Raw genomic sequence first — 25,977 nt, 5'->3', positions numbered from 1 at the left:
CTGCCAACCCAGATACACCCGGGGCGCCCCGTGCGCCCAGGCACAACAGTGCACAACAGGGCGCAACCAGGCGCACCCGGGCCCACCCGGGCGCGCTAACCTAAAGTGGTGACTTTGCGTTTCTACGATTCTCAGACCAGGCAGGTTCGCGACTTTGCGCCGTTGCGCGAAGGCGAGGTGGGCCTCTACTACTGCGGCGCCACGGTGCAGGGCGAACCGCACGTGGGTCACATGCGCTCGGCAATCGTCTTCGATCAGCTCACCCGTTGGCTGCAACACAAAGGCTTTCGGGTCACCGTGGTCCGCAATGTCACCGATATCGATGACAAGATCCTCGCGAAATCGCAAGCGTCCTTCGACCCAGACTTTGATCCCGGACAATCCGCAGGCATCAGGGACGAACCATGGTGGGCGCTCGCCTACCGCTACGAGAAGGTGTTTGACGAGTACTACTCCCTCCTCGGGGTACAGGACCCCACCTATGAGCCCCGCGCTACCGGACACATCCCGGAAATGCACCGGCTCATTCAAGACCTGATCGATCGCGGCCACGCCTACCCGGCCGAAGACGGCAGCGGTGACGTGTACTTCGACGTGCTTTCTTGGGGGAAGTACGGGAGCCTCACCAACCAAAACGTGACCGAGATGCAAGCTGCCACCGACGCCGACCCACGCGGCAAACGCGACGAACGGGACTTCGCCCTGTGGAAGGGGCACAAGAGCGAAGACCCGGAAAGCGCCGCCTGGGATTCGCCGTGGGGGAGGGGGCGCCCCGGTTGGCACCTGGAATGCTCGGCAATGGCAGCGAAATACCTTGGCACAGCCTTCGATATTCATGGCGGCGGCCTCGACCTGCGCTTCCCGCACCACGAAAACGAAATGGCGCAATCTCAAGCCGCCGGTCAGGACTTTGCGAACTTTTGGATGCACAACGGCATGGTCACCTATCAGGGCGAAAAGATGTCCAAATCGGTGGGCAACGTGATTTCTCCGGCAGAGATGCTCGCTCAAGCCAGTCCGCGCGTGGTGCGCTACTACCTGGGCCAAGCACACTACCGCTCCGTGCTGGACTACAACCCGGAATCGTTGGCAGAAGCCAAAGCCGCGGTCGAGCGCATCGACGGGTTCTTGAACCGTGCCCTCAAGACAGTCAACGAGGATGATCTCGCCGAGTACGGAATGCAGCGCACGGCAGATGGCGCCGGGTACGCGCTCGCACCGCTAAGTGCCACGCCAGGCGAATTCGCCGCAGCCATGGACGATGACCTGAACATCCCCAAGGCGCTGGCTGTCCTCCACGACCAGGTCACCCGCGGAAACCAGGCGCTCGCAGACGGCAACCTGAGCCAAGCGGCACAAAGCGCCGCCGCGGTCCACGCAATGACACACATCCTCGGCCTACCCCCCGAACACTCCGGAACAAGCGCCGCCGGAAACCAGAGCGCCGACGCCCTGGACGCCCTCGTCACCGCCGAAATTGCACGCCGTGAAGAGGCGCGCCAAGCGAAAGACTGGGCCACCTCCGATGCGATTCGAGAGAGCCTGAGCAGCCTCGGCATTGCCATCGAGGACGGCAAGGACGGCGCGACCTGGTCATTTCGCGCACAGCAATAAGCCGTCCACACACCGCGCCAACCCCTAACCGAGCCCCCGCGAAATAAGCCCAAACGGCCGGTGCGCGTAGAATAGTACCGGTAACTGTGCCGGACCAATGTTGTGCCGCGCAACAGCACGTGCAACACACAGAGCATTATCCTTAAGCGAAAGCCAGCAACAACAAAGGACCGAAAGCAGCAGCCATGGCCAATAAGCCACGTCCCGGTGCCATCCGGAAGAACAAAAAGGGCCCCACCGTGGGTACCGGCGGCCATGGGCGCAAAGCACTGGCCGGTCGCGGCGCCACCCCCAAAGCCGAGGACCGCCCGTACCACAAGGCATACCGCGCCAAGCAGCTCGCCGAGCGTTCGGCGGCGAAACGCGGCGCCGGCAACACTCAAGGTAAAGGCACCCGCGGAAAGTCCATGGAATTGGTGACCGGACGCAACTCGGTCGTCGAAGCCCTCCGCGAAGGAGTCCCCGCCAAGGCGCTCTATCTTGCCGGCCGCCTCGAATCCGACGACCGCGTCAAAGAATCCATGAAAATCGCCGCCGAACGCGGCATTCCGCTGATGGAAATTCAGCGCCCGGAACTTGACCGCCTCAGCAATGACGCCGTTCACCAGGGCATCGCGCTGCACATCCCGGACTACGAATACGCGGACCCGCAAGACATCGCCGAAGAGGCGATTGAAAACTGGAATAAGGGCTACACGCGCACCCCGCCGCTCCTGGTCCTCCTCGACGGCATTACCGACCCGCGCAACCTCGGCGCAATCATCCGCTCGGTCTCCGCATTCAACGGCACCGCCGTGATCCTGCCCGAGCGCCGCTCGACCGGCATGACCGCTTCCGCCTGGAAAACCAGTGCCGGCGCTGCCGCCCGCGTGCCCGTCGCCCGCGCAACCAACCTGAACACCACCATCAAAAACCTGAAGGCGGACGGTTACTTCGTGATCGGCCTGGACGGCGATGGTGACACCGCGCTCACCGAGCTCACGCTCGGGAAGGAACCACTCGCCGTCGTTGTTGGATCCGAGGGCAAAGGTCTCTCCCGCCTGGTCCGCGAAAGCTGCGACTCCATCGTGTCCATCCCGATCTCCTCGGCCATGGAATCGCTCAACGCATCCATGGCGGTTGGCATCACGCTCTACGAAATTGCCCGCCAACGCAACCGATAAGTATGACCATCGAACAAATTCAACTCCCCCACACCGCCGCCGCCGACCCGTTCACATTGGGGTTGAGCCGCCGGGACGGCCACATGAACGTGGCCGTATATGCGCCTGCCATCGAAGCGCTAGATATTCACTTTAAGTACGACGGCGTGTGGCAGCACGCGCGGTTATCGAACCACGAGTCCGGGGTACATTATGCGACGATCCCGGCCCTGGCGGCCGGGACACCCTACGGATTTTGGGCCACCGGGCAAACCCCGGGTGCGCAACTTTTGCTGGATCCTTACGGTAAGGCCATCGTCGAGGAAGAAGTCGACGGCGAAACGGTGTACTACTCCTCACACACCGAGCGGGATTTCGACTGGGGCGAGGACAAGAGTCCGCGCACCCCCGAACGGCAGACCGTGATTTATGAGGCGCACGTCAAGGGCTTGACGATCAATCATCCGGGGATTCCCGAAGAGTTGCGCGGCACCTACGCCGGTTTGGCGCACCCGGAAATGATTGCGTATTTGCAACGGTTGGGCGTCACCGCGGTGGAGCTGCTACCGGTGCATTTCCACATCGACGAACCGCACCTTCAAGAACTCGGCTTCTCCAACTATTGGGGTTACAACACGCTCGGGTATTTCGCCTTGCACTCCGAGTATGCGAGTGCGGCCGCCCGGGCCGGAGGACCGCAAGCCGTGCAGGACGAGTTCAAAGGCATGGTCAAGCTCCTGCACCGGGCCGGACTTGAGGTCATCTTGGACGTGGTCTATAACCACACCGCCGAGGGCGGCAAGGGTGGGCCCGAGCTCAGCTGGCGTGGCTTGGGCGAGCAAGATTACTACCGGCACGATGTTGCTGGAAACTACGTGGACACGACCGGTTGCGGCAACACGTTGGACTTCAGCAACAAGCGCGTCGCCAAAATGGCGCTGGACTCTTTGCGCTACTGGGTCAAGGACTTCCACATCGACGGCTTCCGATTTGATCTGGCGACCTCGCTGGCGCGGGATGAGAACCACGAGTTCACTCCGATGCACCCATTCCTGCACGCCGCCGCGCTCTCGGATGATTTGAGCGGCGTGAAACTCATTTCCGAACCGTGGGATGTGGGACTTGGCGGATGGCAAACCGGAAACTTCCCGCATGGCTGGTCAGACTGGAACGATCGGTTCCGCGACACGGTCCGCGATTTTTGGCTCACGGACCAAGCGGCGCAGCGGCGAGGGGACATGCCCGGTTCCGTCGCGGCGCTCGCCACGCGCATTGCGGGTTCGGCGGATTTGTTCACCACATCGGGGCGGACCGCCATGGCGTCGGTCAATTTTGTGACCGCGCACGACGGTTTCACTATGGCCGATCTGACCAGCTACGACCGCAAGCACAATGAAGCCAATGGCGAAGAGAATCGGGACGGCACCGACAACAACCGTTCATTCAACCACGGCGTCGAGGGGCATACCGCCGATTGCGATGTGCGTGCCGCTCGGGAACTGACGGCTCGGAACCTCATGGCAACACTGCTCTTGAGCCGCGGCGTCCCGATGATCAGCATGGGGGACGAGGTGTTGCGCACCCAAGACGGGAACAACAACGCGTACTGCCAGGACAGCGAAATCTCCTACATGGACTGGAACTTCGACGAGCATGAACGCCACATGTTTGACGTGACTCGGCGGCTGATCAAGATCCGCCAGTCCTTCCTCAAGGGGCAACCCTACGAGTATTGGAGCCGCCCCGACGGCAACTACATGCTGTGGTTTGATGCGCAGGGCACCCCCATGTCCATTGATGCCTGGAACGATCCGAACACCCGCGTTGTCCAAGTGATTCTCGGTTCGCCCAACGGCGCGGTGGACGGGATGATCGTGATCAACGGCTCGCTCTCCGACGTGGAGGTAACCCTCCCGGACGAAGTCGCCCTGGAATCCAGCGGTGCCTTTGAGCGCAATAGCAAAGAGTTCGATCTGCTTTTGGCTACCGCCGACCGCGTTCCGGCGCAACAGACATTCCGCGGCGGTGACGCGGTAGATCTTCCGGCGAATTCGATCCAAGTCTTTCGCGCCAACTAAACCCCACCCCCTTCGCCGAGTCGGCACGTTTTCCGCTAAAGGGGGCGCCTATAGCGGAAAACGTGCCGACTCGGCGAGAATAGAGGCGATGAAAACTCGCACACCGCAGCGTCTTCTTGTTGCCATAGTTGCCGCAATCGTTGCGGTGGTTCTGGCCGTGCTGTTCGTCAATTGGGTGAATTCCCCATCACCAACCGCTCAGGGGGATGAGACCGGGCAACCGGTATCCAACTCGACGGCGCACTCATCCCCTTCAAGCACGGCCTCCACCCCGAGTGCGAAACCTAGCAAGCAAACACCCCAAAAGAAGTTCGGGCTACCGGTTATCCGCGAGTCCGAACTGCCTCCGGAAGGTCGGGATACCCTCGAACTCATCAGAGACGGCGGCCCATATCCGTACTCCCGAGATGGGGTAAATTTCGGCAACTTTGAGGGTTTGCTCCCGAAGAAACGTGGAGGGTTTTACGCTGAATACACGGTGCCAACCCCTGGTGAGGATGATCGCGGCGCCAGGCGCATTGTGGTCGGGGACGATGGCACCAAGTTCTACACGGACGATCATTACGAGTCGTTTTACTACATTCAGGAGGGCACATGATTTTTGCCCGAGTGAGCGCACACGATGCGCAGGAAACGCAAGCCCTCATTCAGGCGCGGTGCGTGGCCGGTGGGGGACACGCCGTCGTGATTCAGGGGGAGGACAAGGCGAGCCTGCTCGCGGACTTTGCCCGGCAACTGGATTTTCCGTCCTACTTTGGTGCGAATCTGGATGCGCTCGAGGAGTCGCTAGGCGAGTGGGTCGCGGCGCAAGGGGCACCGGTCACCCTGGTGGTGCAAGCCGGGGCACCGCTCTGGCGGAGTGCTGCTGGGGCGGCCGTGCGGGAGATTCTCGGCCAACTAGAGGACGCGCAGGTGGCGATGATTGCTCTAGAAACCACGCCGAAAGTACGCGACTAAAATTTCCTTGACCGGCTCCGGATACGCGATTAGGTTTGATCATTGTGCGTGTTTTCGGGGTGATGGTGCAGGCTGGCTTCAAGCGGTTGACCGCATACCCCGGCGCCGTGATTGCGGGCATCGTGGCGAACACGGTATTTGGCCTTGTCCGCGCGGCAATTATGACGGCTGCCATCGGGGGCGCGGGAGCGGCCATTGGCGGCTACAACGTTGCCCAAGCGGCCACCTATGTGTGGCTCACCCAGGCACTTTTGACTGCTGTGAACATTTGGTCCTGGTCCGAGCTGGCGCTCCGGGTGCGCACCGGCGATGTTGCGGTGGACCTGTTGCGGCCGGTGATGCTGCAATGGACAATGTACGCGCAGTCGCTGGGGGCGAGCGCGTTTCAGTTGCTTTTCCGTGGGACACCGATGATCCTCATTGGGCTAGTCACGACCGGAATGGTCTTTTCCCGGGATGCGTGGTCCTATCCACTGGCGGGGCTCAGTATTGTGCTTTCGATGTCGGTGTCTTTCGCGCTGCATTGGCTCATTAATCTCATCGCTTTCTGGGTGATGGAAATCCGCGGGTTCCAAATGACATACATGACGGTGGCGCAGTTGCTGTCCGGCTTCATTCTGCCGATCAGTTGGTTTCCCGAATGGTTGCAAACCTTGTGTTGGCTCACCCCGTTTCCGGCGTTGATGCAGACTCCGATCAATGTGCTGATGGGCCAATCAGAGCCAGGGCTGATGCTGGCGCAGGTTGCCGGTCAAGTATTGTGGCTCGGCGGACTCTGGCTGGCAGGTGCGCTGCTTTTCTTTCGGGGCCAACAGCGGGTGGTGATTCAAGGTGGCTAGTCCGTATCGCGCGGTGTTGGGTTCCCGGGTTCGCTCCCAGCTGCAGTACAAGCAGTCATTCCTGTTGGACATATTCGGGTCAACATTGGTGGCGGCTCTGGAACTAGCCGAACTCCTGGTAATCTTTGGCCGGACCGAGACGTTGGGCGGCTTGAACTTCGGCGCGGCCGCCCTTGTTTTCGCTCTGGCAAATACGGCGTGGGGCATTGCGGATATTGTTTTTGGCCATATGGACCGGTTGCCCAGGTATGTGCGGAGTGGGCAGTTGGACTCCTTCTTGTTGCGCCCGTTGCCGGTGCTCTTGCAGCTCATGTCCTCAGAGATCACGCTGAACAAGTTTGGGCGTCTTGTGGCTATGGCCGTCTTGCTCGTCGTGGCCGTCCTGTTGGCCGGGGTGCCCTTCACTCTGGTCTCCATCGGCGTTCTTTTGTTAGCGCTGATGAGCGGTGTGGTGATTTACGCGTCGATCCTTATTGCGGCGAGCGGGGCTCAGTTTTACCTTATTGACGCCGCAGAGGTCACAAATGCCGCCGTTTACGGGATGAAATACGCGGCCTCGATGCCGACCTCAATTCTGCATGGAACCCTACGGATATTTTTTTGTTTCGTCCTGCCCGCGGCGTTTATTGGGTATTTGCCGGTTCTGCTGGCGTTAGGGATTGACGGGCCGCCGGGCCTCCCGGCGTGGCTTGGATGGTGGACGCCAGCGGCCGCGCTCGTTGCGGCGGCCATGGCGCTATTGATGTGGCGGGCAGGACTCAGACACTACAAAGGAACAGGATCATGAGCGGAGAGCTTGCCATCAACACCGAGGGCCTGGGCCGGTCTTTCCGAATCAGGGACACCTCCGCGAAGTTGCGTCGCCGGAAAGAAATTCACGCGGTCAGCGACTTGAATTTGCGGGTTCCCGTTGGCACGTCCCTTGGATATATTGGCGCCAACGGGGCCGGGAAGTCCACCACCATTAAAATGCTCTGCGGCATCCTTGTCCCGAGTCGAGGAACCGCCCGAACCCTGGGATTGGATCCGGTGCCGCAACGGATTGATCTCACCAAGCGCATCGGTGTGGTTTTTGGTCAGCGCAGCCAATTGTGGTGGGACCTCCCTCTGACCGAGTCTTTCCGCATTTTGGAGGCGATTCACCGGCTCGAACCCGGGCGGGCCAAGAAACGGCGCACAGAACTCGTTGATCGACTGGGTATCGGCTCCTTCCTTGACAGCCCTGTTAGGCAGCTTTCTCTCGGTCAACGCATGCGAGGCGAAGTGGCCGCTGCGCTCCAACACGAACCCGAGCTCGTGATCCTGGATGAACCCACCATTGGTCTGGATGTGCTCTCCAAAGAACAGCTCCGCCAGTTCTTGATCGAAGAGCGACGCGAGCGGGGCACCACGCTCATGCTGACGACTCATGACATGGATGACGTGTCCCGCTTATGCGAGCGCATCGTGGTCATTGATAGGGGACGGCAGGTCTTCAACGGCGACCTTGACACACTGATCGACTCGGTTGGCGGCAAACGCATCATGACCGTGGACTTCGAGGGCCCCACCCCGCCGATCCATCCACCCGCCCCGATTGAACGCAGAGAAGTGCAGGCGGACGGGGCAAGGCAAGTATTTGCCTTCGCGCCCCGCCAGGTGAGTGCCGCCGTCGTACTTCAAGAACTAGGCAAGCACGGACAGGTGCGGGATATCTCGCTTGCCGAACCGGACATTGAGGACATTGTCCGCACCTTGTACCGAAGCCTGTAGCGGCGCTCAGGCGGTGGCAATCAACCCCAATTCCGCGCTGTTGGCGAGGTTCTCGTGGTGGGGGAGCACCCGCACGGTGTACCCGAACGCGCCCGAGTGCGAGATCGGGGCGCTGCCGGAATAGTGCCAGCGGCCACCGCCCAGGTCCTCGGTTGGGGACAAGTTGGTGATCGCGATGTCGGTCAGCTCATCGGAGTCGTCGGTGCGCCCGTGCACCAGCTCAACTCGGACGTCCTCGGGCGCTAATTCGCCCAAGGACACCGTCGCGTTAGCGGTCAACGTGTCGCCAATGTGCGGCTCCTCGCCCACGCCGCTGGAATCGACATACTCGATCCGAACGGCGGGCCAGCCCGCGCGCACCCGCGACTCCCAGGCCGCAAAATCGCGCGCGCCGGCGTGGTCCTCGGCGTCCAACCGGCGCCCGGACAGTGCGGCTGGCCAATACAGGTCGTTGACGTAGTCCTTGAGCATTCGCTCGGCGGAAACCTTGGGACCGAGGGTCGCGATGGTGTGCTTGACCATCGCGAGCCACTGGCGGGGGATGCCCGTGGTTCTCGCGCCAGGGCCAGCCGCCCCGGCCCCCGTCGCATCCTGTTGCCCGTAAAACATCGGCGCCACTTGGGTTTCCAGTAGCTCGTAGAGCGCGGCCGCTTCAATGTCGTCGCGCTCATTCTCGGGCAAATTGGTGCCGGCCGAAGGGATCGCCCAACCGTTGTCGCCGTCATACATTTCATCCCACCAACCATCCAGGATGGACAGGTTGAGCGAGCCGTTGATGGCCGCCTTCATACCGGAGGTGCCGGAGGCCTCCAGTGGGCGGATGGGATTGTTCAGCCACACGTCGACACCCGGGAAAAGCGTGCGGGCCATCCGCATGTCATAGTTCGGCAGGAAAACGATACGGTGGCGCACCTCGGGGTCATCGGTGAAACGCACGAGGTCCTGAATCATCTTCTTGCCCTGTTCATCGGCCGGGTGCGACTTCCCGGCCACCACCAGCTGCACCGGACGCTCCGGGTCCAACAGCAGCCGCTTGAGCCGCTCGGGGTCTCGCAACATGAGGGTCAGACGCTTGTACGTGGGCACGCGACGGGCAAAGCCAATGGTCAACACATCCGAATCCAAGGCAGAATCAATCCAGCCCAACTCGGCGTCCGCCGCCCCGCGCTTTCGCCAGGACGACGCGAGCCGCCTGCGGACATCCGCAACCAGAACTTCCCGCAGTTCCCGGCGAATTCCCCACAGGTCCTGGTCGGAAACCTCATAAATGTGCGGCCAATAGCCACCGTCGGAAATGTCCAGGTCAAAACGGTCCCGGGTCAGATCCACGTAGCGGGGCGCAATCCAGGTGGGCACGTGCACCCCATTGGTGACCGAAGTGATCGGCACCTCATCCGGGTCAAATCCGCGCCACAGGCCGGAGAACATCTCCCGCGACACCGCGCCGTGCAGTTTCGCGACGCCGTTTGCGCGCTTGGCCAGGCGCAACCCCATCACGGCCATGTTGAATTTGGTGGGGTCACCGCCGTCGTAGTCCTCGGCGCCGAGCGCCAGAATATTGTCGAGCGGCACACCCGGCGCCAACTCGCCAGAAGCGAAATATTGCCGGATCAGCTCGGCGTCAAAGCGATCGATTCCGGCCGGAACCGGGGTGTGGGTGGTGAACACCGTGGACCCTCGGCCAGAGGAGAGCGCCTCTTCCCAGGTGAGCCCGGTGTCGGTGAGCTCACGCACGCGCTCGATACCGAGGAACCCGGCGTGCCCTTCATTGGTGTGATACACCTCGGGTGCGGGCGCCCCGGTCAGGCGCGCGAAAGCCCGCAGCGCCTTAACGCCGCCCATGCCGAGCAGCAACTCTTGCTGCAACCGGTGCTCCCCACCTCCACCATAAAGCCGGTCGGTGACAAGCCGCGCGGCCTCGTCGTTTTCGGGCACGTTGGAATCCAGCAGCAGCAGCGGCACCCGTCCCACATCCGCGCGCCACACCGCCGCGTGGAGCGTCCGCCCGCCGGGCAACGCCAGGCTCACGCGCACGGGCGTCCCGTCGTCCTCCTTCAGCAGGGTCAATGGCAACCCGTGCGGGTCCATCACCGGATAGCTTTCTTGTTGCCAGGCATCGCGTGACAGCGCCTGTTTGAAATACCCGGCCTGATAGAGAAGTCCGACGGCGATGATCGGCACCCCGAGGTCGCTCGCCTCCTTGAGGTGGTCACCAGCGAGAATCCCCAGCCCACCGGAGTACTGGGGCAACACCGCGCTGATGCCGTACTCGGGTGAGAAATAGGCAATGCTTCCCGGCGCGCTCTCGCCCAAGGATTGGTACCAGCGCTCGCCGTGCAGATAGGTATCGAGGTTGTCTGCGAGCTCCCGGGTGCGTTCTACAACGGATTCGTCCGCTGCGAGTTCTTCCAGGCGTTCCCGAGACAAGGCTCCAAGGAATGCGTTGGGGTCTTGGCGGCTACGCTCCCACAACAGCGGGTCGATGGATTCGAAGAGCCGCTGGGTGGGCAAGTGCCAGGACCAACGCAGGTTTCCGGCAAGGTCGGAGAGGCCGGAGATGGACTCTGGGAGGACGGTACGAACGGTAAATCGCTTGATTGCCTTCACACTTGTCAAGTTAGCGCACCTGCCCCCCACTAGCGAGGGGGCACGTATTAATTTGCGGCGAATTCGTGTCGCGTGCGGTGAATTCTTGAAGGGCCCAACGGTTTAGGTGCTGCCCCCTACGGTGCCGCCGTAACATTCCGGTTGCGATTTTTCAGCTGCCTAGCCTGATTCTGGTTTGACCCCAAACCGCACCACATAAGCGAGAAAGAAATGAGGAACACCATGCACAAAGTTGTGAAGCGAGCACTGACGGCTACGGCAGCGCTGTCTCTGGCGCTGGGCGCGAGCCTGATTGCAATTGCGCCGGCGCAGGCAAATGATCCCAAGTGCGAGGATTACGAGGCCAGCATCCCCGCGGCCAATGATGCCAAGGGCACTCGCTCGGGCGGACTTTGGGAAAGCGGGAACGCGGGAGCCATTCTCGGCGGCATCATTGGCTCCGCTGTCGCGGATTGCGATGGCACCATCGGTGGTGCCATCCGGGACGCCATCGAAAACAACAACAACCGTGACGTGCCGCCGAACCCGGACTACGGCGACTGGACGCAGTACCCCGGAAACGGTGCCGGATGGAACGGCGGCTCTGACGGCGGGGGCTCCTACGGGGGCGGTAGCTATGGCGGTTCTTACGGTGGAGGTTCGTACGGCGGAAACTACGGAGGCAGTTACAACCAAGGTTCGTACGGTGGTAACTATGGCGGCTCCTATGGTGGTAACTATGGCGGAAACTACGGCGGCGGCTACTACGGTTACTAAACCCCGGATGCGCTAGAACGGGTGTCACCGGTTGGGTTCGAGCGTCGGCCAATTCGAACCCAATCGGTGGCGCCTCAGCGAGTGCTACACGTGATACGCTACTGATTCATGGATGCCAATCACTCGTTTCTCGCCTTTTCCGGGGATCAAGAGGAGCTGTGGAACGCCGCTTCCGCGCAAAGTTATGACACCCCTGGCGAAGGCATGTTTGCGCCGGAGGTGCTGGGGCCGACGGTGGAGGTACTGGAAAGGCTCGCCGATGGCGGTGCGGCGCTCGAGTTCGCGATCGGCACCGGCCGGGTAGCCCTTCCCTTGCGGGAGCGCGGAGTTCCGGTTTCGGGCATTGAAATCTCCCGCCCGATGATCGCGCAGCTGCGCACAAAGGCGAGCGAAGATCTCATTCCAGTTGTCCGTGGCGACATGTCCACGGCGCGAGTCGAAGGCGAATTCACGCTCGTGTACCTCGTGTTCAACACGATTGGTAATTTGCTCACCGAGGATGCCCAGATCGAGTGTTTCCGCAATGCGGCCCGGCATCTGCGCCCTGGCGGCCGTTTCGTCATCGAGCTCGGGGTGCCAAAGATCCCACACCGCGACGACCCGCAAGCCCTCGTCTTTTCGCACAGCCCGGGCTACTTCGGTATCGACACCTATGACACCGTCAACAATCTCATCGTCTCGCACCACTTCCGCTTCGATCCCGAGTTATCCAACGACGCTGACCATAGGCAAGCGACCGTCTCCCGCACACCCCACCGCTATATCTTGCCGGCCGAACTCGACCTTATGGCCCGCATCGCCGGGTTTGAACTAGATGAGAGGTATTCCGACTGGTCTGGCTCGGACTTTACCTCCAGATCGACCAGCCAGGTATCGATCTACCGGCTCACACAGTGAATCCGGTGCCGGTATTCTGCATAAGTGCCTGCTGAACACGAACCCACCCTCAAGGACGTCGCCGCTGCCGCTGGCGTCGCGGTGATGACGGCCTCGCGAGCCTTTTCGAAACCGGATCTCGTCGCGCAGGCGACCCGGGAGAAAGTCCTTTCGGCAGCGCAGCAACTCGGCTATCGGCACAATGCCCTTGCGGCGGCCATGCGGTCCTCGCAATCGGGGCTCGTGGGCGTCATCGTGACCAATATTGACAACCCGTTTCACTCCAAACTCGCTCGCGGCATCGATGAAGTTCTCACCGCCAACTCCCGCAGAATGCTCCTCGGGCACTCTCAGGATGATCCCAAGCGCGAAGCCGAACTCATTCGCGATATGCGTTCGTGGCGCGTCGAGGGCCTGATTGCGGTCCCTGCCCTTGCCAGCACGCCGCCGGAGGCGCGGTTTGCCGGACTTCCCACGGTGCTTGCCGGGCGCGCCGGGAAGACCGGTGCCCTCAATCAGGTCACGGTGGATGATGAAAGGGGCGCGCAGGAAGCCACCGCAGATTTAATTGCTCGGGGAGCGCGCCGAATCGCCTTCATCGGCAATGAAGAAAAAATTACGACGACGACCACTCGCCTGAGCGGGTACCTTGCGGCCCTGGGCGAGAACGGGATACGGCGGGATGATTCGCTCATCCGGTTGGGGTGCCGTAGCGTCGATGACGCGAAGCGTGTAGCCAAACAGTTGCATTCGCAACTCCAGCCGGATGCGTTCTTCGGGGTCAACAACCAGATAACCCTTGGCGTACTCGAGGCTTCCGCGGGATTTGCGGCCCCGCCGCTTATCAGTGGTTTCGATGGCATGGACTTTGCCGACTTATTGCGAGCTCCGGTCAGCTTGGTTAGTTATGACCCCGCCGAACTCGGCGCGCGAGCTGCCACGTTGTTGCTAGAGAGCTTAGAGAACCCAGAAGCGCCGCCGCGCCATGACGTTCTTCCTGTGCGTTTGTTGCACTATGGCGGCAATGTCACCGACGCCAATTAATTGGCTGGATTGACTCGGCGCAAACTTCGTTCAAAAAAGTTCTTGCCAGCACTTTCGCCCGAATGATAACGTTATCATTCAAGAAGTTGAAGGAGACTTCCTGACACCCTCAAAGGACATTTCATGGCCCAACGATCCGCTTATCCCGTTGCCATTGCCGTCATTGCTTCACTCGCCGGGCTGCTTTTTGGTTATGACACAGCCGTTATTGCCGGCGCCATTGGCTTTCTCAGCGACTACTTTTCTCTTGACGCCGCTGAGGTGGGTTTTGCCGTCTCAAGCGCACTTATCGGTTGCGTGGTTGGCGCAGCTGTCTCTGGTTGGGTCTCTGACCGTCTAGGGCGCCGCACCACTCTTTTCCTTGCCGCCATTCTCTACACCATTAGCGCCATTGGTTGCGCCATCGCCTGGGATTTCACGTCATTTTGGATCCTGCGTACCATCGGCGGTCTGGGCATTGGGCTTTCCGCCATCGTCCCCGCTTACATCGCCGAAATCTCTCCGGCCAACATTCGCGGACGTCTCACTAGCGTGTACCAGTTGGCCATCACCGTCGGCATTCTCGTGGTGTACATCGTCAATAACTTGGTCGCCAATGCTGGTGACGCCCAGTGGCAATTGACTACTGCGTGGCGGGTGATGCTCGGTTCCGAAGCAGTTCCGGCCGCCCTGTTCTTGGCCCTCATATACTTCCTTCCCGAGAGCCCCCGCTGGCTCATTGCCCGCGGCCAAGACGTGAAGGCGTCCGCGCTGCTGACCAAGCTAGAAGGTAATGAAGATCCCGGTCGGGTGGAACAAATCCGGGCCGACCTCGCCCGCGAAAAACGAGCTCAAGCCGTGAAGATTTTCACCAGGGCGCTGTTGCCGGTCGTGATTCTCGCCTGCGTCATTGCCGCACTGCAACAGCTAGTGGGAATCAACGTCATCATCTATTACGGCACGGATCTGATGGCGCAAATGAACGTCCAAGATCCCTTCACACAGCAAGTCCTTATCGGCACCGTCAACGTCGGCGGCACCATTCTAGGAATGTTCGTAGTGGACAAGTGGGGCCGCAAGCCGCTCCTTTTACTTGGAACGCTTGGAGTTTCGATCATGATCACAGTCGTCGGCATTGCTAATCTCACAGGCACTACCGGGACCTGGGTAATGTTCTTCATCATTGGCTACATCATCTTGTTCGCGGCCACCCTCGGATCTCTCGCATGGCTGGTCATCGCCGAATTGCCGCCCTCGCTGGCCCGCGCGAAAGTTGTTGCACTGGCCACTATGGTGTTGTGGCTGGCAAACATTGCCGTCGCCCAAACCTTCCCGATGATCAATGAAGCGACGTTCAACGTCGAGGTGATGAACGGCGCGCTGCCCTTCTTCATCTACGGATTCTTCGGAATTGTCTTCTTCTTCGTAACCCTCTTCTTCGTCAAGGAAACCAAGGGCCGCACCCTGGAAGATCTGAGCGAACGCGTGCTTGACAATGCGGGCAACACCGAAGGCGGTACCCGGCCATGAGTGCGCTCTCCATCGACGTTGGCGGGACCAGCTTTAAGGTGGCAATCGTCAAAGACGGCGCCATCCTCACTCAAGACCGACTGCCACACTCTTCGGAGCGGGCGGATCTGGATCGCTTGGCCGAGTTCTGTCAGAACATGATCGGGAGAGTTGCCGCTGAAGACATGCCCACCTCTGTCGGCATGAGCCTTCCGGGCATTATCGACCAAGAACTCGGAGGCATGGTGTCCGCCTATGACAAGGTCGGCTACATGCTTGACGTGGATCTTCGTGGCTGGCTGCGGGACACGTTTTCCCTTCCAGCAGCGGTGGAAAATGATGGCCGGGCCGCGCTCTGGGGCGAAGTCGGGTACGGGGTGGCGCGGGGCAAGCGCGACGTCGTCGTCATGACCTTCGGTACAGGGATCGGCACCGGAGCGCTTATTGACGGTGTGGCGTTGCATGGTCCTCACGAGCACGGTGCCATACTCGGCGGCCACCAGCAGGTGAACCCGTTCGCCGGACGGCTGTGTACTTGCGGAGCCCGCGGTTGCCTCGAAGCCGAGGCCGGAGGCTGGTCCATGCCGGCAATTGTCAAACAGTGGCCGGCAGTCAGCGAGTCGGCTCTGGCTGGCACGAGTGGAACGTTCTCCGACGTCGCTCAAGCAGCGTATGACGGCGATGCCGTTGCCCGTGCAATCGTGGAGCACTGCGCGCGCGTTTGGGCGGTGGGAATCGTCAATTTGGTCCATATCCTCGACCCAGAAATGGTTGTGCTCACCGGCGGACTCATGAATGCGAGCGACTTGGTGATTGACACGATCCGCGAAGAAGTAAACCAAAGGATATGGGCAACCTGGGGTCGACCCGAGATCACAGTCGCCGCCGATGTGTACGCCTCGGCCACCTTGGGCATGGCGTACTTAGCCGAAGTCGCAGGACAACAAAAAATAAAGGACAGTGAATAATGCACATTGAGAGCTACTCGAATTATGACCAGCACCCCACCATTCGAGTGCCGAGCGCGGGGTTGTCAGCGACGGACCAACAAGCCACGCGCGGCGAGGACAGCTACGCTCGCATTTGGGAAGCGGCTAAGAGCCACGCCGGCGATCGACCTGCACTCGTGGTCGTGGATACCTATCCCGGAGTCTCCGCGGAGGACATTGTGACCGGCCTCAAAACTGCCAACCCGGCGGCGCGCGTGATCAACGTTGAGGACCGGGCCGCGTTGCGCGAGGAGGAGCTGACCGCCCTCTTGGCCCAGAATCTCACCGATGACCGCGTGTTCGGAATCATGAGCCATTTTTCCCTCCGCGATTTTTACCAAGAAAGTGCGCTTGCGAGCCTCGCCGCGGACGTGCGCGATGCAGAAGACGATATAGCCCTGGTGGGCTGGGGGGCCACCCTTGCCGACGTGCAATCGGATGCACTGGTTCTCGCAGATTTGCCGCGTTGGGAAATTCAACAGCGGTACCGTGCTGGCGGTAGCAACTGGCGTACTCACAACCCGGATGAAGACATTCTGCGTAAATATAAGCGCGGTTTCTTCATCGAGTGGCGAGTCGCCGACAATCACAAGCGGGACCTCCTCGAGCAGGCAGACTTCCTTCTTGACACAACCCGCGATCCGGTTCTCATTTCGGGAAACGCCCTTCGCTCCGGGTTGGCAGCCGCGGCGCACCAGCCGTTCCGCCTTGTCCCCTTCTTCGATCCAGGTCCTTGGGGCGGGGTCTGGATGGAAAAGACGATCGGTCTCAAACACTTGGAGGGCAAGAAATACGCCTGGTGTTTTGACTGTGTGCCCGAAGAGAACAGTTTGCTCCTGGACGTTGACGGGACGATCGTGGAAATTCCGGCGATGGATCTTGTGCTCTCCCACCCGCGTGAGTTGCTTGGAGCACTTACTTACGCCCGCTTCGGCGCCGAATTCCCGATCCGTTTTGATTTCCTCGACACCATTGAGGGCGGCAATTTGTCGCTCCAGGTTCACCCGCTGACCGACTATATTCAGCGCACTTTTGGCATGCATTACACACAGGACGAGAGCTACTACATGCTTGACGCCGATCAAGATGCCAAGGTCTATCTTGGGCTCAAGGAGGGAGTGGTGCCGGAGGAAATGATCTCGGCGTTGGCCACAGCTCAAGAGGGCGGAGACGCCTTTGACGCTGAAAAATTTGTCAACGTGTTCCCCGCAAAAAAGCATGACCATTTTCTCATTCCAGCCGGTACCGTTCACGCGTCAGGCGAGGGCTCCATGGTGTTGGAAATCTCCGCAACGCCATACATCTTTACGTTCAAACTGTGGGACTGGGGGCGGCTTGGACTGGACGGCAAGCCACGCCCCATCCATTTAGAGCACGGTTCACGAAATATTCAGTGGGACCGTGACACCGCGTGGACACAGCAAAACCTCGTGGATCAAGTGCAGGCAATCGGCGAAGGCCAAGGCTGGCGCGAAGAACGCACGGGCCTGCATGAACTGGAGTTTATTGAGACACGTCGCCACTGGTTTAGCGAACCGGTTGAGCATCATACGGATGGGACCGTCAATGTGCTGAACCTTGTCGAAGGGGACGTCGTCCGCGTCGAATCACCAACTGGCGCGTTTGAACCGTTCGAGGTGCACTATGCCGAAACCTTTGTGGTTCCGGCCGCCGTCGGGGCGTACCGCATCGTTCCGGCGGGAGAAAGCGCTGAATACGGCACGCTGAAGGCATATGTGCGGGGGACAGCACGCTCCTGAGGCCTCTACTCGTCGACGAGCGCGGCGAGCGGGACGGGGCGCGGCCGGGATTAGTTTGTGTCAACACTTTCCATCGGCACCCCTGGCCGATAACGTGAAACTGTGAGTACAGAGCGTAGCGAAGAGACGGCAGTCGCCCGCCATCGGGCGGCGAAGCGGATTGACCACAAGATGACGTACGGTCGTATTCCGGTCACCGACATACACCCCGTCGTCGAGGGCGGGCAGTTCCCGGCCACGGCGTTGCCGGGCGAGGACATCACCGTTGCCGCCACTATCTTCCGCGAGGGTCACGACAAGCTCGGCGCCCACGCCGTCCTCACGGATCCGAGCGGCAAAGAATTCAGCCGCACCGCGATGCGAGAACAGGGCAAGGGCCTGGACCGCTACCGCACCACCGTACGCCCGAACGCCGAGGGCAACTGGGAATTCCACATCGAGGCGTACTCGGACCTCTTCGCAACCTGGCTGCACAACGCCTCGGTCAAGATCAAGGCCGGCATCGATGAAGACCTCATGATCCAAGAAGGGATCAACCTCTTCACCGCCGCCGCCGCGACCGCGCCGGACCAACAGTCGGCCATCTACCAGTCCGCCGCCCAGTACCTCACCAAGCACCGTGCCACCCCGGCGGATGCCCTCGACGGCGTCCTCACTCCGTCCCTCATCGAGGCAACCCGCCAGGCGCCGATCCGCGATTTGGTGACCTCATCGCCGTCGTACCCCATCAAAGTGGAACGCAACGCGGCCGGCCGCGGCGCGTGGTATGAGTTCTTCCCGCGCTCTGAAGGCGCGGTGCAAGCGGAGGATGGGACGTGGACCTCGGGCACCTTTGCCACGGCGGCGAAACGTCTGGACGGGGTCGCGAAAATGAAGTTCGACGTCGTGTACTTGCCTCCCATACATCCCATCGGTTTGGCGCATCGCAAGGGACCTAACAACACGCTGGTCGCGGGAGACCAAGACCCTGGCTCGCCGTGGGCGATCGGCGGGGCGGCCGGCGGGCACGATTCCATCCACCCCGACCTCGGCACCTTTGAGGATTTCGATGCGTTCGTTGCGCGCGCCCGCGAACTGGGCATGGAGGTTGCCCTCGACCTGGCCTTGCAGGCGAGTCCCGACCACCCGTGGGTGAGCGAGCACCCGGAATGGTTCACGACCCGCGCCGACGGCAGCATCGCCTACGCCGAGAACCCGCCGAAAAAGTACCAGGACATTTACCCCATCAACTTCGATAATGACCCGGAGGGCATTTCCAAGGAAGTGCTGCGCGTCGTGAAGCTGTGGATCAAACACGGGGTCAAGATCTTCCGAGTCGACAACCCGCACACCAAGCCGCTCGCATTCTGGGAATGGCTGATTGGCCGGGTCAACAAGAAGTACCCTGACGTGGTGTTTTTGGCCGAGGCGTTCACCCGGCCGGCGATGATGCAAGCACTCGGCAAGGCCGGGTTCCAGCAGTCCTACAGCTACTTCACCTGGCGGAACACAAAGCAGGAATTGGAAGAGTACTTCCAGGAAGTCAGCCATGAAACCTCGGCAAGCTTTCGCCCCAATTTTTTCGTCAACACCCCGGACATCCTGACCGAATACCTCCAGTACGGCGGGCCCGCAGCCTTCAAGGTGCGCGCCGCGCTGGCCGCCACCGCAAGCCCCGCATGGGGTGTGTACGCAGGGTATGAGCTCATTGAAAACATTGCCCGCCCCGGCGCCGAAGAGGCGATTGACAACGAAAAGTACCAGTACCGCCCGCGTGACTGGGAAGCCGCCGAGGAAGAAGGGCGCTCGCTGGCACCGTACCTGACCAGGCTCAATGAAATTCGCCGCGCACATCCGGCGCTGATGGACCTGCAAAACCTGACCATCCAACACACCACTGATGACGCGGTCATCGCCTACTCCAAGCACAAGGAGAACATTGCCGATCATGGCGAGACCGGTGGCAAAGACACCATCATCGTGGTAGCCAACGTGGACCCGCACAGCGTGCGGGAAGCCACCGTGTATTTGGACCTCGAATCGCTGGGTCTTAGCGACAAGGACCTAGATGAGAACGGCCAGTTCACTGTGGAAGAATTGCTGACCGGCCAAACCTGGAAATGGGGCGCCGCGAACTACGTGCGGCTTGATGCCCACGTGGAACCATCACACATCTTGAGTATTAAGAGGAGCGCTTAGTGGCTAGCCCGTTTTCCATCAACACCCCGGGACTCACCCATGACCCGCAGTGGTACCGAAAAGCGGTGTTTTATGAAGCGTTGGTGCGCGCCTTCGCCGACGGCAACGGGGACGGTTCGGGGGACTTCACCGGACTCATTGACAAGTTGGACTATTTGCAGTGGCTTGGCATCGATTGCCTGTGGTTGCCGCCGTTCTTCAAATCCCCGCTGCGCGATGGCGGTTATGACATTTCGGATTACTATGACGTCCTCGACGAATTCGGCACCATCTCCGATTTCAAGCGCCTGATCACCGAGGCGCATGAGCGCGGTGTCCGGGTCATCATTGATCTGCCGCTCAACCACACCTCTGATAAACACCCGTGGTTCGAGGCCTCGCGCAGCGACCCGGAGGGCCCCTATGGAGACTTTTACGTCTGGAGCGATACCGACGAGAAATACGAGGACGCCCGCATCATTTTTGTCGACACCGAAGAGTCCAACTGGGCCTTCGATCCGATCCGCCGCCAATTCTTTTGGCACCGGTTTTTCAGCCACCAACCGGATCTGAATTTTGAGAATCCCAAGGTTGTCCAGGCGCTCTTCAGCGTCGTGCGCTTCTGGCTGGACCAGGGCATCGACGGCTTCCGCGCGGACGCCATTCCCTACCTCTTTGAAGAAGAGGGCACCAATTGCGAAAACCTTCCGGGCACCCACCAGTTCCTCGCCGAACTGCGCGAAATGGTGGATCGCGAATACCCCGGCCGCATCATCATTGCGGAGGCCAACCAGCCCCCGCGCGAGGTTGTCGCTTATTTCGGCACCGCTGAACGCCCCGAATGCCACATGTGCTTTGACTTCCCGATCATGCCGCGCCTCTTTTATGCGCTGCGCGACCAAAAGGCGGCGCCCATCATTCAATCCATGTTGGACAACCCGGAAATCCCGCCGGGCGCCCAGTGGGGTACGTTTTTGCGCAACCATGATGAGCTCACTCTCGAAATGGTCACACCCGAGGAGCGCGAAGCGATGCTCGGCTGGTACGCTCCGGACTCGCGCATGCGTGCCAACGTGGGCATTCGCCGCCGACTCGCGCCGCTTTTGGACAACTCGCGCGCCGAACTCGAGCTCATCAACGCGCTCTTGCTCTCCCTTCCCGGCTCACCCTTCCTCTATTACGGCGACGAGATCGGCATGGGGGACAACATTTGGCTCGAGGACCGCGATGCCTCCCGCACCCCCATGCAGTGGAACCCGGACCGCAATGCCGGTTTCTCCACCGCGGACCCGGGCAAGCTGTATCTGCCGGTGGTGCAGTCGCTGGTCTACAACTATCAGCACGTGAACGTGGAGGCCGCGATGGCGACCTCGTCCTCGCTCTTGCACTGGATGCGCCAAATGCTCGGCATCCGCCGCCAACACCTCGCATTCGGGCTCGGCGACTACGTCCAGCTCGAGGCCGACAATGAAGCCGTGCTCGCGTTCTTGCGCACCGTCCCGCGCGAGGAGGATCCCAACGAGGAAACGATCCTGTGCGTCTTCAACCTCTCGCAGCACCCGGCTTCGGCGACGATCAAGGTGCCCGGTTTCGAGGGGCGCGGCTTGCGGGATCTTTTCGGCGGCACCATTTTCCCGGGAGTTAATAACGACGGCGATGCCACCTTAACGCTCGGTTCTCACGATTTCTTCTGGTTGCGTATGCGATCCAAGAATTCAAATCCAACCAATCCTGCCACCGAGGCGATGCCGGTCATTAGCGCCCCGGTCGCGATTGGGCAGGGGAGTGGGATGTCGGACTGATCCATACACGTACCTATCAGGCAAAAGTCGACCAACGAAGCGAGGCATCATGAGTCTACTCACCACATCTCTACAGCAGTTGCTGCACGAATGGTTGCCCACCCGGCGTTGGTTCCCCGGACACGCCAGCGAGACGTTTGAACTCTTCGAAGTCGGCGGTTTTGCGCTCGAAGACCCGCAGGGAATCGTGGACCTGCAAGTGCTGATGCTGCAGGTGAAGTTCGCCGATCGTCAGGCGACTCTCTTTGTCCCGTTGACCATTCGCGAGTCAAAGTTGCCGGATTTGGAAAGCTGGTTTGTCGGCAAGGTGCAGCACGAGGGTGCCGGCCAGGGTCAGACGGATGCGTTTGTCTATGACGGCACCGCAGACCCGGTATTTGTCACCCAGTGGCTGGAACTGGCTCGGGCGCAAGTGGCGGGTGCGCTACTTTCGGCCGGCTCGAGTGCTGACGTGCAATTGCATTCGTTGCCCGATTTGGTGCAGGTGCGTCCCTTGCTTGGCGAGCAGTCCAATACCTCGGTGGTGGTGACGGGGGCCTGGACGCCGCTCATGGTGAAGTTCTTCCGGGTCATTGGTCCCGGGGAAAACCTGGACCGCAAGCTCACCTCGGGGCTCGAGGGCGCCGGCGCTGAATATGTGCCGGCAACCCACGCCTGGTTCCAGTGCTCCTGGATGGAAGATACCTCTTCCGGGGGCGAGGCGCCGGTTCGCGGGGACGTCTGCGTGGTCCGAGAATTCCTGGCCGAAACCCAGGAGGCCTATGAGATGGCGTCCCGCCTGGCCGCATCCGGTGCCGACTTCACCGAACACGCTCAAGCAATTGGCGAAGTGACCGGGAGGATGCACCGCGATTTGCGGCGCGTTTATGGCTCGTCGACGCCAACCGAGTCGGCGCGGATCGCGTTCATGAGCGCGCTGACCGATCGGTTGCGGGCACAGTGGGAGCAGGTCGTGGCACGAGTTGAGGGCGCCGAGGCTTCGGCGGCCGATTCCGCGGACCCCGCCGCGGCCTTAGACCGCATTATTGACGAGGCCGCTGCCATGGATGAAATGCCGACCCTGCAACTTATTCACGGTGATTTTCACCTGGGCCAGCTGCTCTTTGAAGGTGCCGGTAATTGGTTCATCCTCGACTTCGAGGGCGAACCGCTTCGCGAGCACTCGGATCGCGGGCAGCAAGACATTCCCGCCCGCGATGTAGCGGGAATGCTGCGTTCCTTCGATTACGCGTCCTGGGCGGGCGGCCAGCGCCGGGCCGAGTTCAGCGCCGCGGCGCAGCGGGCGTTCCTCGGCGGGTACAATTCGACGGCCCCCGTCCCGCTCAAGGATGATCCGCTGTTGACCGCGCTTCTGGCTGACAAAGCACTCTACGAGGTGCGTTACGAACTGCGAAACCGGCCCGAGTTTGTGCCGATCCCCGCCGAGGCGTTGCGCATACTTCTCGGCGGCCCGGACGCGGCAGCGGCGGCAGCGGCGGAAGTAGCTACGCCGGAAGTGGCCGTCCAAGACGGGGACAGCACCGATATGCAACGCCACGACGAGTCGAGCCCGGATGCGACCACTCTCGGCCTGGTCGCGGCCGGGCGCTACCACCAGCCGCACGCCGTGCTCGGCGCGCATCTGATTGATGAGAACACCGTTCAGATCCGCACCCTCAAGAGGTTCGCCGATCGAGTGGACGTGGTCACCGAACGCGCCGAATACCCGATGCACCACGAGGTGGACGGCATCTGGGTCGCGAGCATCCCCGCCGAGAGCCCGGGACGGATCCCGGATTACCGGATCGGGGTCACCTACCCTGACTCCGAGCCGTACCTGATCGATGACCCGTATCGGTTCCTCCCCACGCTCGGCGAACTTGATTTGCACCTGATTGCCGAGGGCCGTCACGAAGAACTGTGGAAAGTGCTCGGCGCGCACACCAAGCATTACTCCTCCAAGCTTGGCGACGTGGCCGGTACCGCTTTCGCGGTCTGGGCGCCCAATGCCCAAGCGGTGCGCGTCAATGGTGATTTCAACAGTTGGGACGGCACCGGCGCGGCGATGCGTTCGCTGGGTTCCTCGGGTATCTGGGAAATCTTCATTCCCGGTGTCGAAGCCGGTGCGCTCTACAAGTATGAGGTGCTTGGCAAGGACGGGGTGTGGCGAGATAAAGCGGATCCAGTAGCCCGATTTGCGCAAGTTCCGCCGGAGAACGCAAGCATCGTCGTCGAATCTCACTATCAATTCGGTGACCAAGAGTGGATGGCGCGCCGCGCGGCATCCCAGCCGCACGCGGACCCCATCAGTATTTATGAAGTGCATTTGGGATCGTGGCGGCCGGGGCTCGGGTACCGGGAACTGGCCGAGCAATTGGTCGAATACGTGACGTGGCAGGGATTCACGCATGTCGAATTCATGCCGGTCGCCGAGCACCCCTTCGGCGGGTCCTGGGGATACCAGGTCACCGGGTATTACGCGCCGACCTCGCGTTTTGGGCACCCGGATGATTTCCGGTACCTCGTGGACACGCTGCACCAAGCGGGGATCGGCGTGATCGTCGATTGGGTTCCCGCGCACTTCCCGAAGGATGAGTGGGCGCTCGCCCGCTTTGACGGCGAGCCGCTTTACGAGCATGCGGACCCGGCGCTTGGCGAACACCCGGACTGGGGCACGCTGATATTCGATTTTGGCCGCAATGAGGTGCGCAACTTCCTGGTGGCGAACGCGCTCTACTGGTTTGAGGAGTTTCACGTCGATGGGCTCCGCGTCGACGCCGTCGCCTCCATGCTTTACCTGGATTACTCGCGCGAGGACGGGCAGTGGCGTCCCAACCGGTACGGCGGCCGCGAGAACCTGGAGGCGATCGCGTTCCTGCAGGAAACCAATGCCACCGCGTACAAGCGCTATCCGGGGATCATGATGATTGCCGAAGAATCCACCTCTTTCCCCGGTGTCACCAAACCCACGTCCGAGGGCGGGCTCGGCTTCGGGTTCAAGTGGAATATGGGCTGGATGAACGATTCGCTGCAATACATGGAGGAGGACCCGGTCAACCGCAAGTGGCACCACGACAAGATCACCTTCTCCATGGTGTACGCGTATTCGGAGAACTACATCTTGCCGATCTCTCACGATGAAGTGGTGCACGGCAAAGGGTCGTTGCTGCGCAAGATGCCCGGCGATCGCTGGCAACAGCTCGCCAATGTGCGCGCGTACTTGGCGTTCCAGTGGGCGCACCCGGGCAAGCAGTTGCTCTTCATGGGAACCGAGTTTGCCCAGGAGGGCGAGTGGAGTCAGGAGCACGGGCTTGAGTGGTGGATGAGCGAGCAGCCAGCGCACCGCGGGGTGATGCTTCTCGTCAAGGCGCTGAACGAGCTCTACCGCTCAACACCGGCTTTGCATGAGTTGGACACCGAGCCGCGCGGCTTTGCCTGGATCAAAGCGCACGACGGCGATGCGAACGTTTTAGCGTTTAGCCGCACCGATGGCGCGGGTCGCCCGGTAGTTTTTGTGGTGAACTTTGCCGGCGGTCCGCACGAGGATTATCGGATCGGCGTGCCCGTGGCAGGCGAGTGGGACGAGGTGCTCAACACCGACGCATCCGAATTCGGCGGGTCAGGCGTGGTCAATGCTTCCGGGCTCGTGGCAAGTGCTGGTGAGTATGATGGTCAGCCCGCGTCATTGAGCTTGCGGGTTCCGCCGCTCGGTGCCGTCTTCTTGAAGCCAAAATCCGCGTAAATCCACAGGTTTTGAGGCGTGGCGTAGATCACGTGCGATCGCAGTTGCGCTTTCGGATTTTGTGGTGCTAGAGTTGATATCCGCGCTTCAGACGCCGAAAAGGCAAGGAGCGGAACTCTTATCCAACTGCGAGAGACCTTTCGGGGTCTGTTTTGTAGGCGGCTGAGAAAAAAGTTTCGCGCAGGACTTGCAAAGAGGATCTGAAGGGTGTAAGCTAGAAAAGTTGCGCCGGAGCGATGTTGATCGTGAAGGACTTGTGAGGCGAAGGCCTCAGCCGAGTTCGGATCAGCTGGTGTCGGCGTGGTTGTTGTTTGATATCTCAATAGTGTGTCATTTGTTTGTTGATACCAATATTTTTGTTTATTGGTTGGCCATGACTGCGGGCTTCCCTGTCG

General features: G+C 60.9%; 19 protein-coding genes. 17 read left to right on the top strand and 2 right to left on the bottom strand.

Annotated features, from left to right (window positions below):
* Window positions 1–108: 108 nt before the first annotated feature.
* From cysS to O148_RS0112930, 8 genes are all read left to right on the top strand, one after another.
* On the top strand, window positions 109–1,614 hold the full coding sequence (gene cysS / locus O148_RS0112965; protein WP_026531262.1) for a cysteine--tRNA ligase: 1,506 nt from the start codon (window positions 109–111) through the stop codon (window positions 1,612–1,614).
* A gap of 185 nt (window positions 1,615–1,799) precedes the next feature.
* Window positions 1,800–2,777, top strand: coding sequence for a 23S rRNA (guanosine(2251)-2'-O)-methyltransferase RlmB (gene rlmB, locus O148_RS0112960; protein WP_026531261.1), 978 nt, complete (start codon window positions 1,800–1,802; stop codon window positions 2,775–2,777).
* A 2-nt stretch (window positions 2,778–2,779) separates the two neighbouring features.
* Window positions 2,780–4,834, top strand: coding sequence for a glycogen debranching protein GlgX (glgX, locus tag O148_RS0112955; RefSeq protein ID WP_026531260.1), 2,055 nt, complete (start codon window positions 2,780–2,782; stop codon window positions 4,832–4,834).
* Between the two features lie 88 nt (window positions 4,835–4,922).
* Window positions 4,923–5,432: a guanyl-specific ribonuclease gene (locus O148_RS0112950; RefSeq protein ID WP_026531259.1), complete on the top strand. Its 510-nt coding sequence runs from the start codon at window positions 4,923–4,925 to the stop codon at window positions 5,430–5,432.
* A complete protein-coding gene (locus tag O148_RS16600; protein ID WP_035746159.1) occupies window positions 5,429–5,791 on the top strand; it encodes a barstar family protein in 363 nt (120 codons plus the stop codon). The genes O148_RS0112950 and O148_RS16600 overlap by 4 nt, the downstream gene beginning before the upstream one ends.
* A 44-nt stretch (window positions 5,792–5,835) precedes the next feature.
* The gene (locus O148_RS0112940; protein ID WP_026531258.1) at window positions 5,836–6,630 is read left to right on the top strand and encodes an ABC transporter permease; all 795 of its coding nucleotides are present in this window, start codon (window positions 5,836–5,838) and stop codon (window positions 6,628–6,630) included.
* A complete protein-coding gene (locus O148_RS0112935; protein ID WP_026531257.1) occupies window positions 6,623–7,417 on the top strand; it encodes an ABC transporter permease in 795 nt (264 codons plus the stop codon). Before O148_RS0112940 ends, O148_RS0112935 begins: the two co-directional genes overlap by 8 nt.
* The gene (locus tag O148_RS0112930; protein WP_026531256.1) at window positions 7,414–8,382 is read left to right on the top strand and encodes an ABC transporter ATP-binding protein; all 969 of its coding nucleotides are present in this window, start codon (window positions 7,414–7,416) and stop codon (window positions 8,380–8,382) included. The genes O148_RS0112935 and O148_RS0112930 overlap by 4 nt, the downstream gene beginning before the upstream one ends.
* 6 nt (window positions 8,383–8,388) lie before the next feature.
* Here the strand turns inward: O148_RS0112930 and glgP are convergent, their stop codons facing one another.
* Window positions 8,389–10,989: an alpha-glucan family phosphorylase gene (glgP, locus tag O148_RS0112925; RefSeq protein WP_205618194.1), complete on the bottom strand. Its 2,601-nt coding sequence runs from the start codon at window positions 10,987–10,989 to the stop codon at window positions 8,389–8,391.
* A gap of 222 nt (window positions 10,990–11,211) precedes the next feature.
* Here glgP and O148_RS18010 point away from each other — a divergent pair, with 222 nt between their 5' ends.
* The 9 genes from O148_RS18010 (at window position 11,212) to glgB (ending at window position 25,582) form a co-directional block, all read left to right on the top strand.
* On the top strand, window positions 11,212–11,745 hold the full coding sequence (locus O148_RS18010) for a hypothetical protein (protein ID WP_026531254.1): 534 nt from the start codon (window positions 11,212–11,214) through the stop codon (window positions 11,743–11,745).
* A 108-nt stretch (window positions 11,746–11,853) separates the two neighbouring features.
* Entirely contained in the window at window positions 11,854–12,642 is a 789-nt protein-coding gene (locus O148_RS0112915) for a class I SAM-dependent DNA methyltransferase (protein WP_051620208.1), read from the top strand.
* Between the two features lie 24 nt (window positions 12,643–12,666).
* Window positions 12,667–13,665 carry a LacI family DNA-binding transcriptional regulator gene (locus O148_RS0112910; RefSeq protein ID WP_026531252.1) on the top strand — a complete coding sequence of 333 codons (999 nt, stop codon included), beginning with the start codon at window positions 12,667–12,669 and terminating at the stop codon, window positions 13,663–13,665.
* Between the two features lie 123 nt (window positions 13,666–13,788).
* Window positions 13,789–15,174 (top strand): sugar porter family MFS transporter, encoded by a 1,386-nt coding sequence (locus tag O148_RS16590; RefSeq protein ID WP_051620207.1) that lies wholly within the window; start codon window positions 13,789–13,791, stop codon window positions 15,172–15,174.
* A complete protein-coding gene (locus O148_RS0112900) occupies window positions 15,171–16,121 on the top strand; it encodes an ROK family protein (RefSeq protein ID WP_026531251.1) in 951 nt (316 codons plus the stop codon). The genes O148_RS16590 and O148_RS0112900 overlap by 4 nt, the downstream gene beginning before the upstream one ends.
* Complete coding sequence (locus tag O148_RS0112895) at window positions 16,121–17,902, top strand: class I mannose-6-phosphate isomerase (RefSeq protein WP_026531250.1); 1,782 nt, start codon at window positions 16,121–16,123, stop codon at window positions 17,900–17,902. Before O148_RS0112900 ends, O148_RS0112895 begins: the two co-directional genes overlap by 1 nt.
* Window positions 17,903–18,073: 171 nt before the next feature.
* A complete protein-coding gene (locus tag O148_RS16585; RefSeq protein ID WP_035746155.1) occupies window positions 18,074–20,080 on the top strand; it encodes an alpha-1,4-glucan--maltose-1-phosphate maltosyltransferase in 2,007 nt (668 codons plus the stop codon).
* Window positions 20,080–21,861, top strand: coding sequence for a maltose alpha-D-glucosyltransferase (gene treS / locus O148_RS0112885; RefSeq protein ID WP_026531249.1), 1,782 nt, complete (start codon window positions 20,080–20,082; stop codon window positions 21,859–21,861). The genes O148_RS16585 and treS overlap by 1 nt, the downstream gene beginning before the upstream one ends.
* 49 nt (window positions 21,862–21,910) lie before the next feature.
* Window positions 21,911–25,582 (top strand): 1,4-alpha-glucan branching protein GlgB, encoded by a 3,672-nt coding sequence (gene glgB, locus O148_RS0112880; protein ID WP_026531248.1) that lies wholly within the window; start codon window positions 21,911–21,913, stop codon window positions 25,580–25,582.
* On the opposite strand, the gene O148_RS18005 is transcribed toward glgB, so the two are convergent.
* Window positions 25,513–25,977 (bottom strand): hypothetical protein (locus O148_RS18005; protein WP_205618193.1); only part of this gene is annotated, 465 nt, incomplete at its 5' end. The genes glgB and O148_RS18005 overlap by 70 nt on opposite strands.

It is taken from the genome of Haematomicrobium sanguinis DSM 21259, assembly GCF_000688395.1.
Taxonomy (GTDB): Bacteria; Actinomycetota; Actinomycetes; order Actinomycetales; family Micrococcaceae; genus Haematomicrobium; species Haematomicrobium sanguinis.
Note: the sequence above shows the minus strand (reverse complement) of the source record. Positions and strands in the feature narration are given on the sequence as shown.

Excerpts from the sequence above, each read along its gene's own strand:
- O148_RS16585 (WP_035746155.1), top strand. The coding sequence starts at position 18,074 with ATGACGTACGGTCGTATTCCGGTCACCGACATACACCCCGTCGTCGAG.
- glgX (WP_026531260.1), top strand. The coding sequence starts at position 2,780 with ATGACCATCGAACAAATTCAACTCCCCCACACCGCCGCCGCCGACCCG.
- O148_RS0112950 (WP_026531259.1), top strand. The coding sequence starts at position 4,923 with ATGAAAACTCGCACACCGCAGCGTCTTCTTGTTGCCATAGTTGCCGCA.
- O148_RS18010 (WP_026531254.1), top strand. The coding sequence starts at position 11,212 with ATGCACAAAGTTGTGAAGCGAGCACTGACGGCTACGGCAGCGCTGTCT.
- O148_RS0112895 (WP_026531250.1), top strand. The coding sequence starts at position 16,121 with ATGCACATTGAGAGCTACTCGAATTATGACCAGCACCCCACCATTCGA.
- O148_RS0112930 (WP_026531256.1), top strand. The coding sequence starts at position 7,414 with ATGAGCGGAGAGCTTGCCATCAACACCGAGGGCCTGGGCCGGTCTTTC.
- glgB (WP_026531248.1), top strand. The coding sequence starts at position 21,911 with ATGAGTCTACTCACCACATCTCTACAGCAGTTGCTGCACGAATGGTTG.
- O148_RS0112915 (WP_051620208.1), top strand. The coding sequence starts at position 11,854 with ATGGATGCCAATCACTCGTTTCTCGCCTTTTCCGGGGATCAAGAGGAG.
- rlmB (WP_026531261.1), top strand. The coding sequence starts at position 1,800 with ATGGCCAATAAGCCACGTCCCGGTGCCATCCGGAAGAACAAAAAGGGC.
- O148_RS16600 (WP_035746159.1), top strand. The coding sequence starts at position 5,429 with ATGATTTTTGCCCGAGTGAGCGCACACGATGCGCAGGAAACGCAAGCC.
- O148_RS0112900 (WP_026531251.1), top strand. The coding sequence starts at position 15,171 with ATGAGTGCGCTCTCCATCGACGTTGGCGGGACCAGCTTTAAGGTGGCA.
- O148_RS16590 (WP_051620207.1), top strand. The coding sequence starts at position 13,789 with ATGGCCCAACGATCCGCTTATCCCGTTGCCATTGCCGTCATTGCTTCA.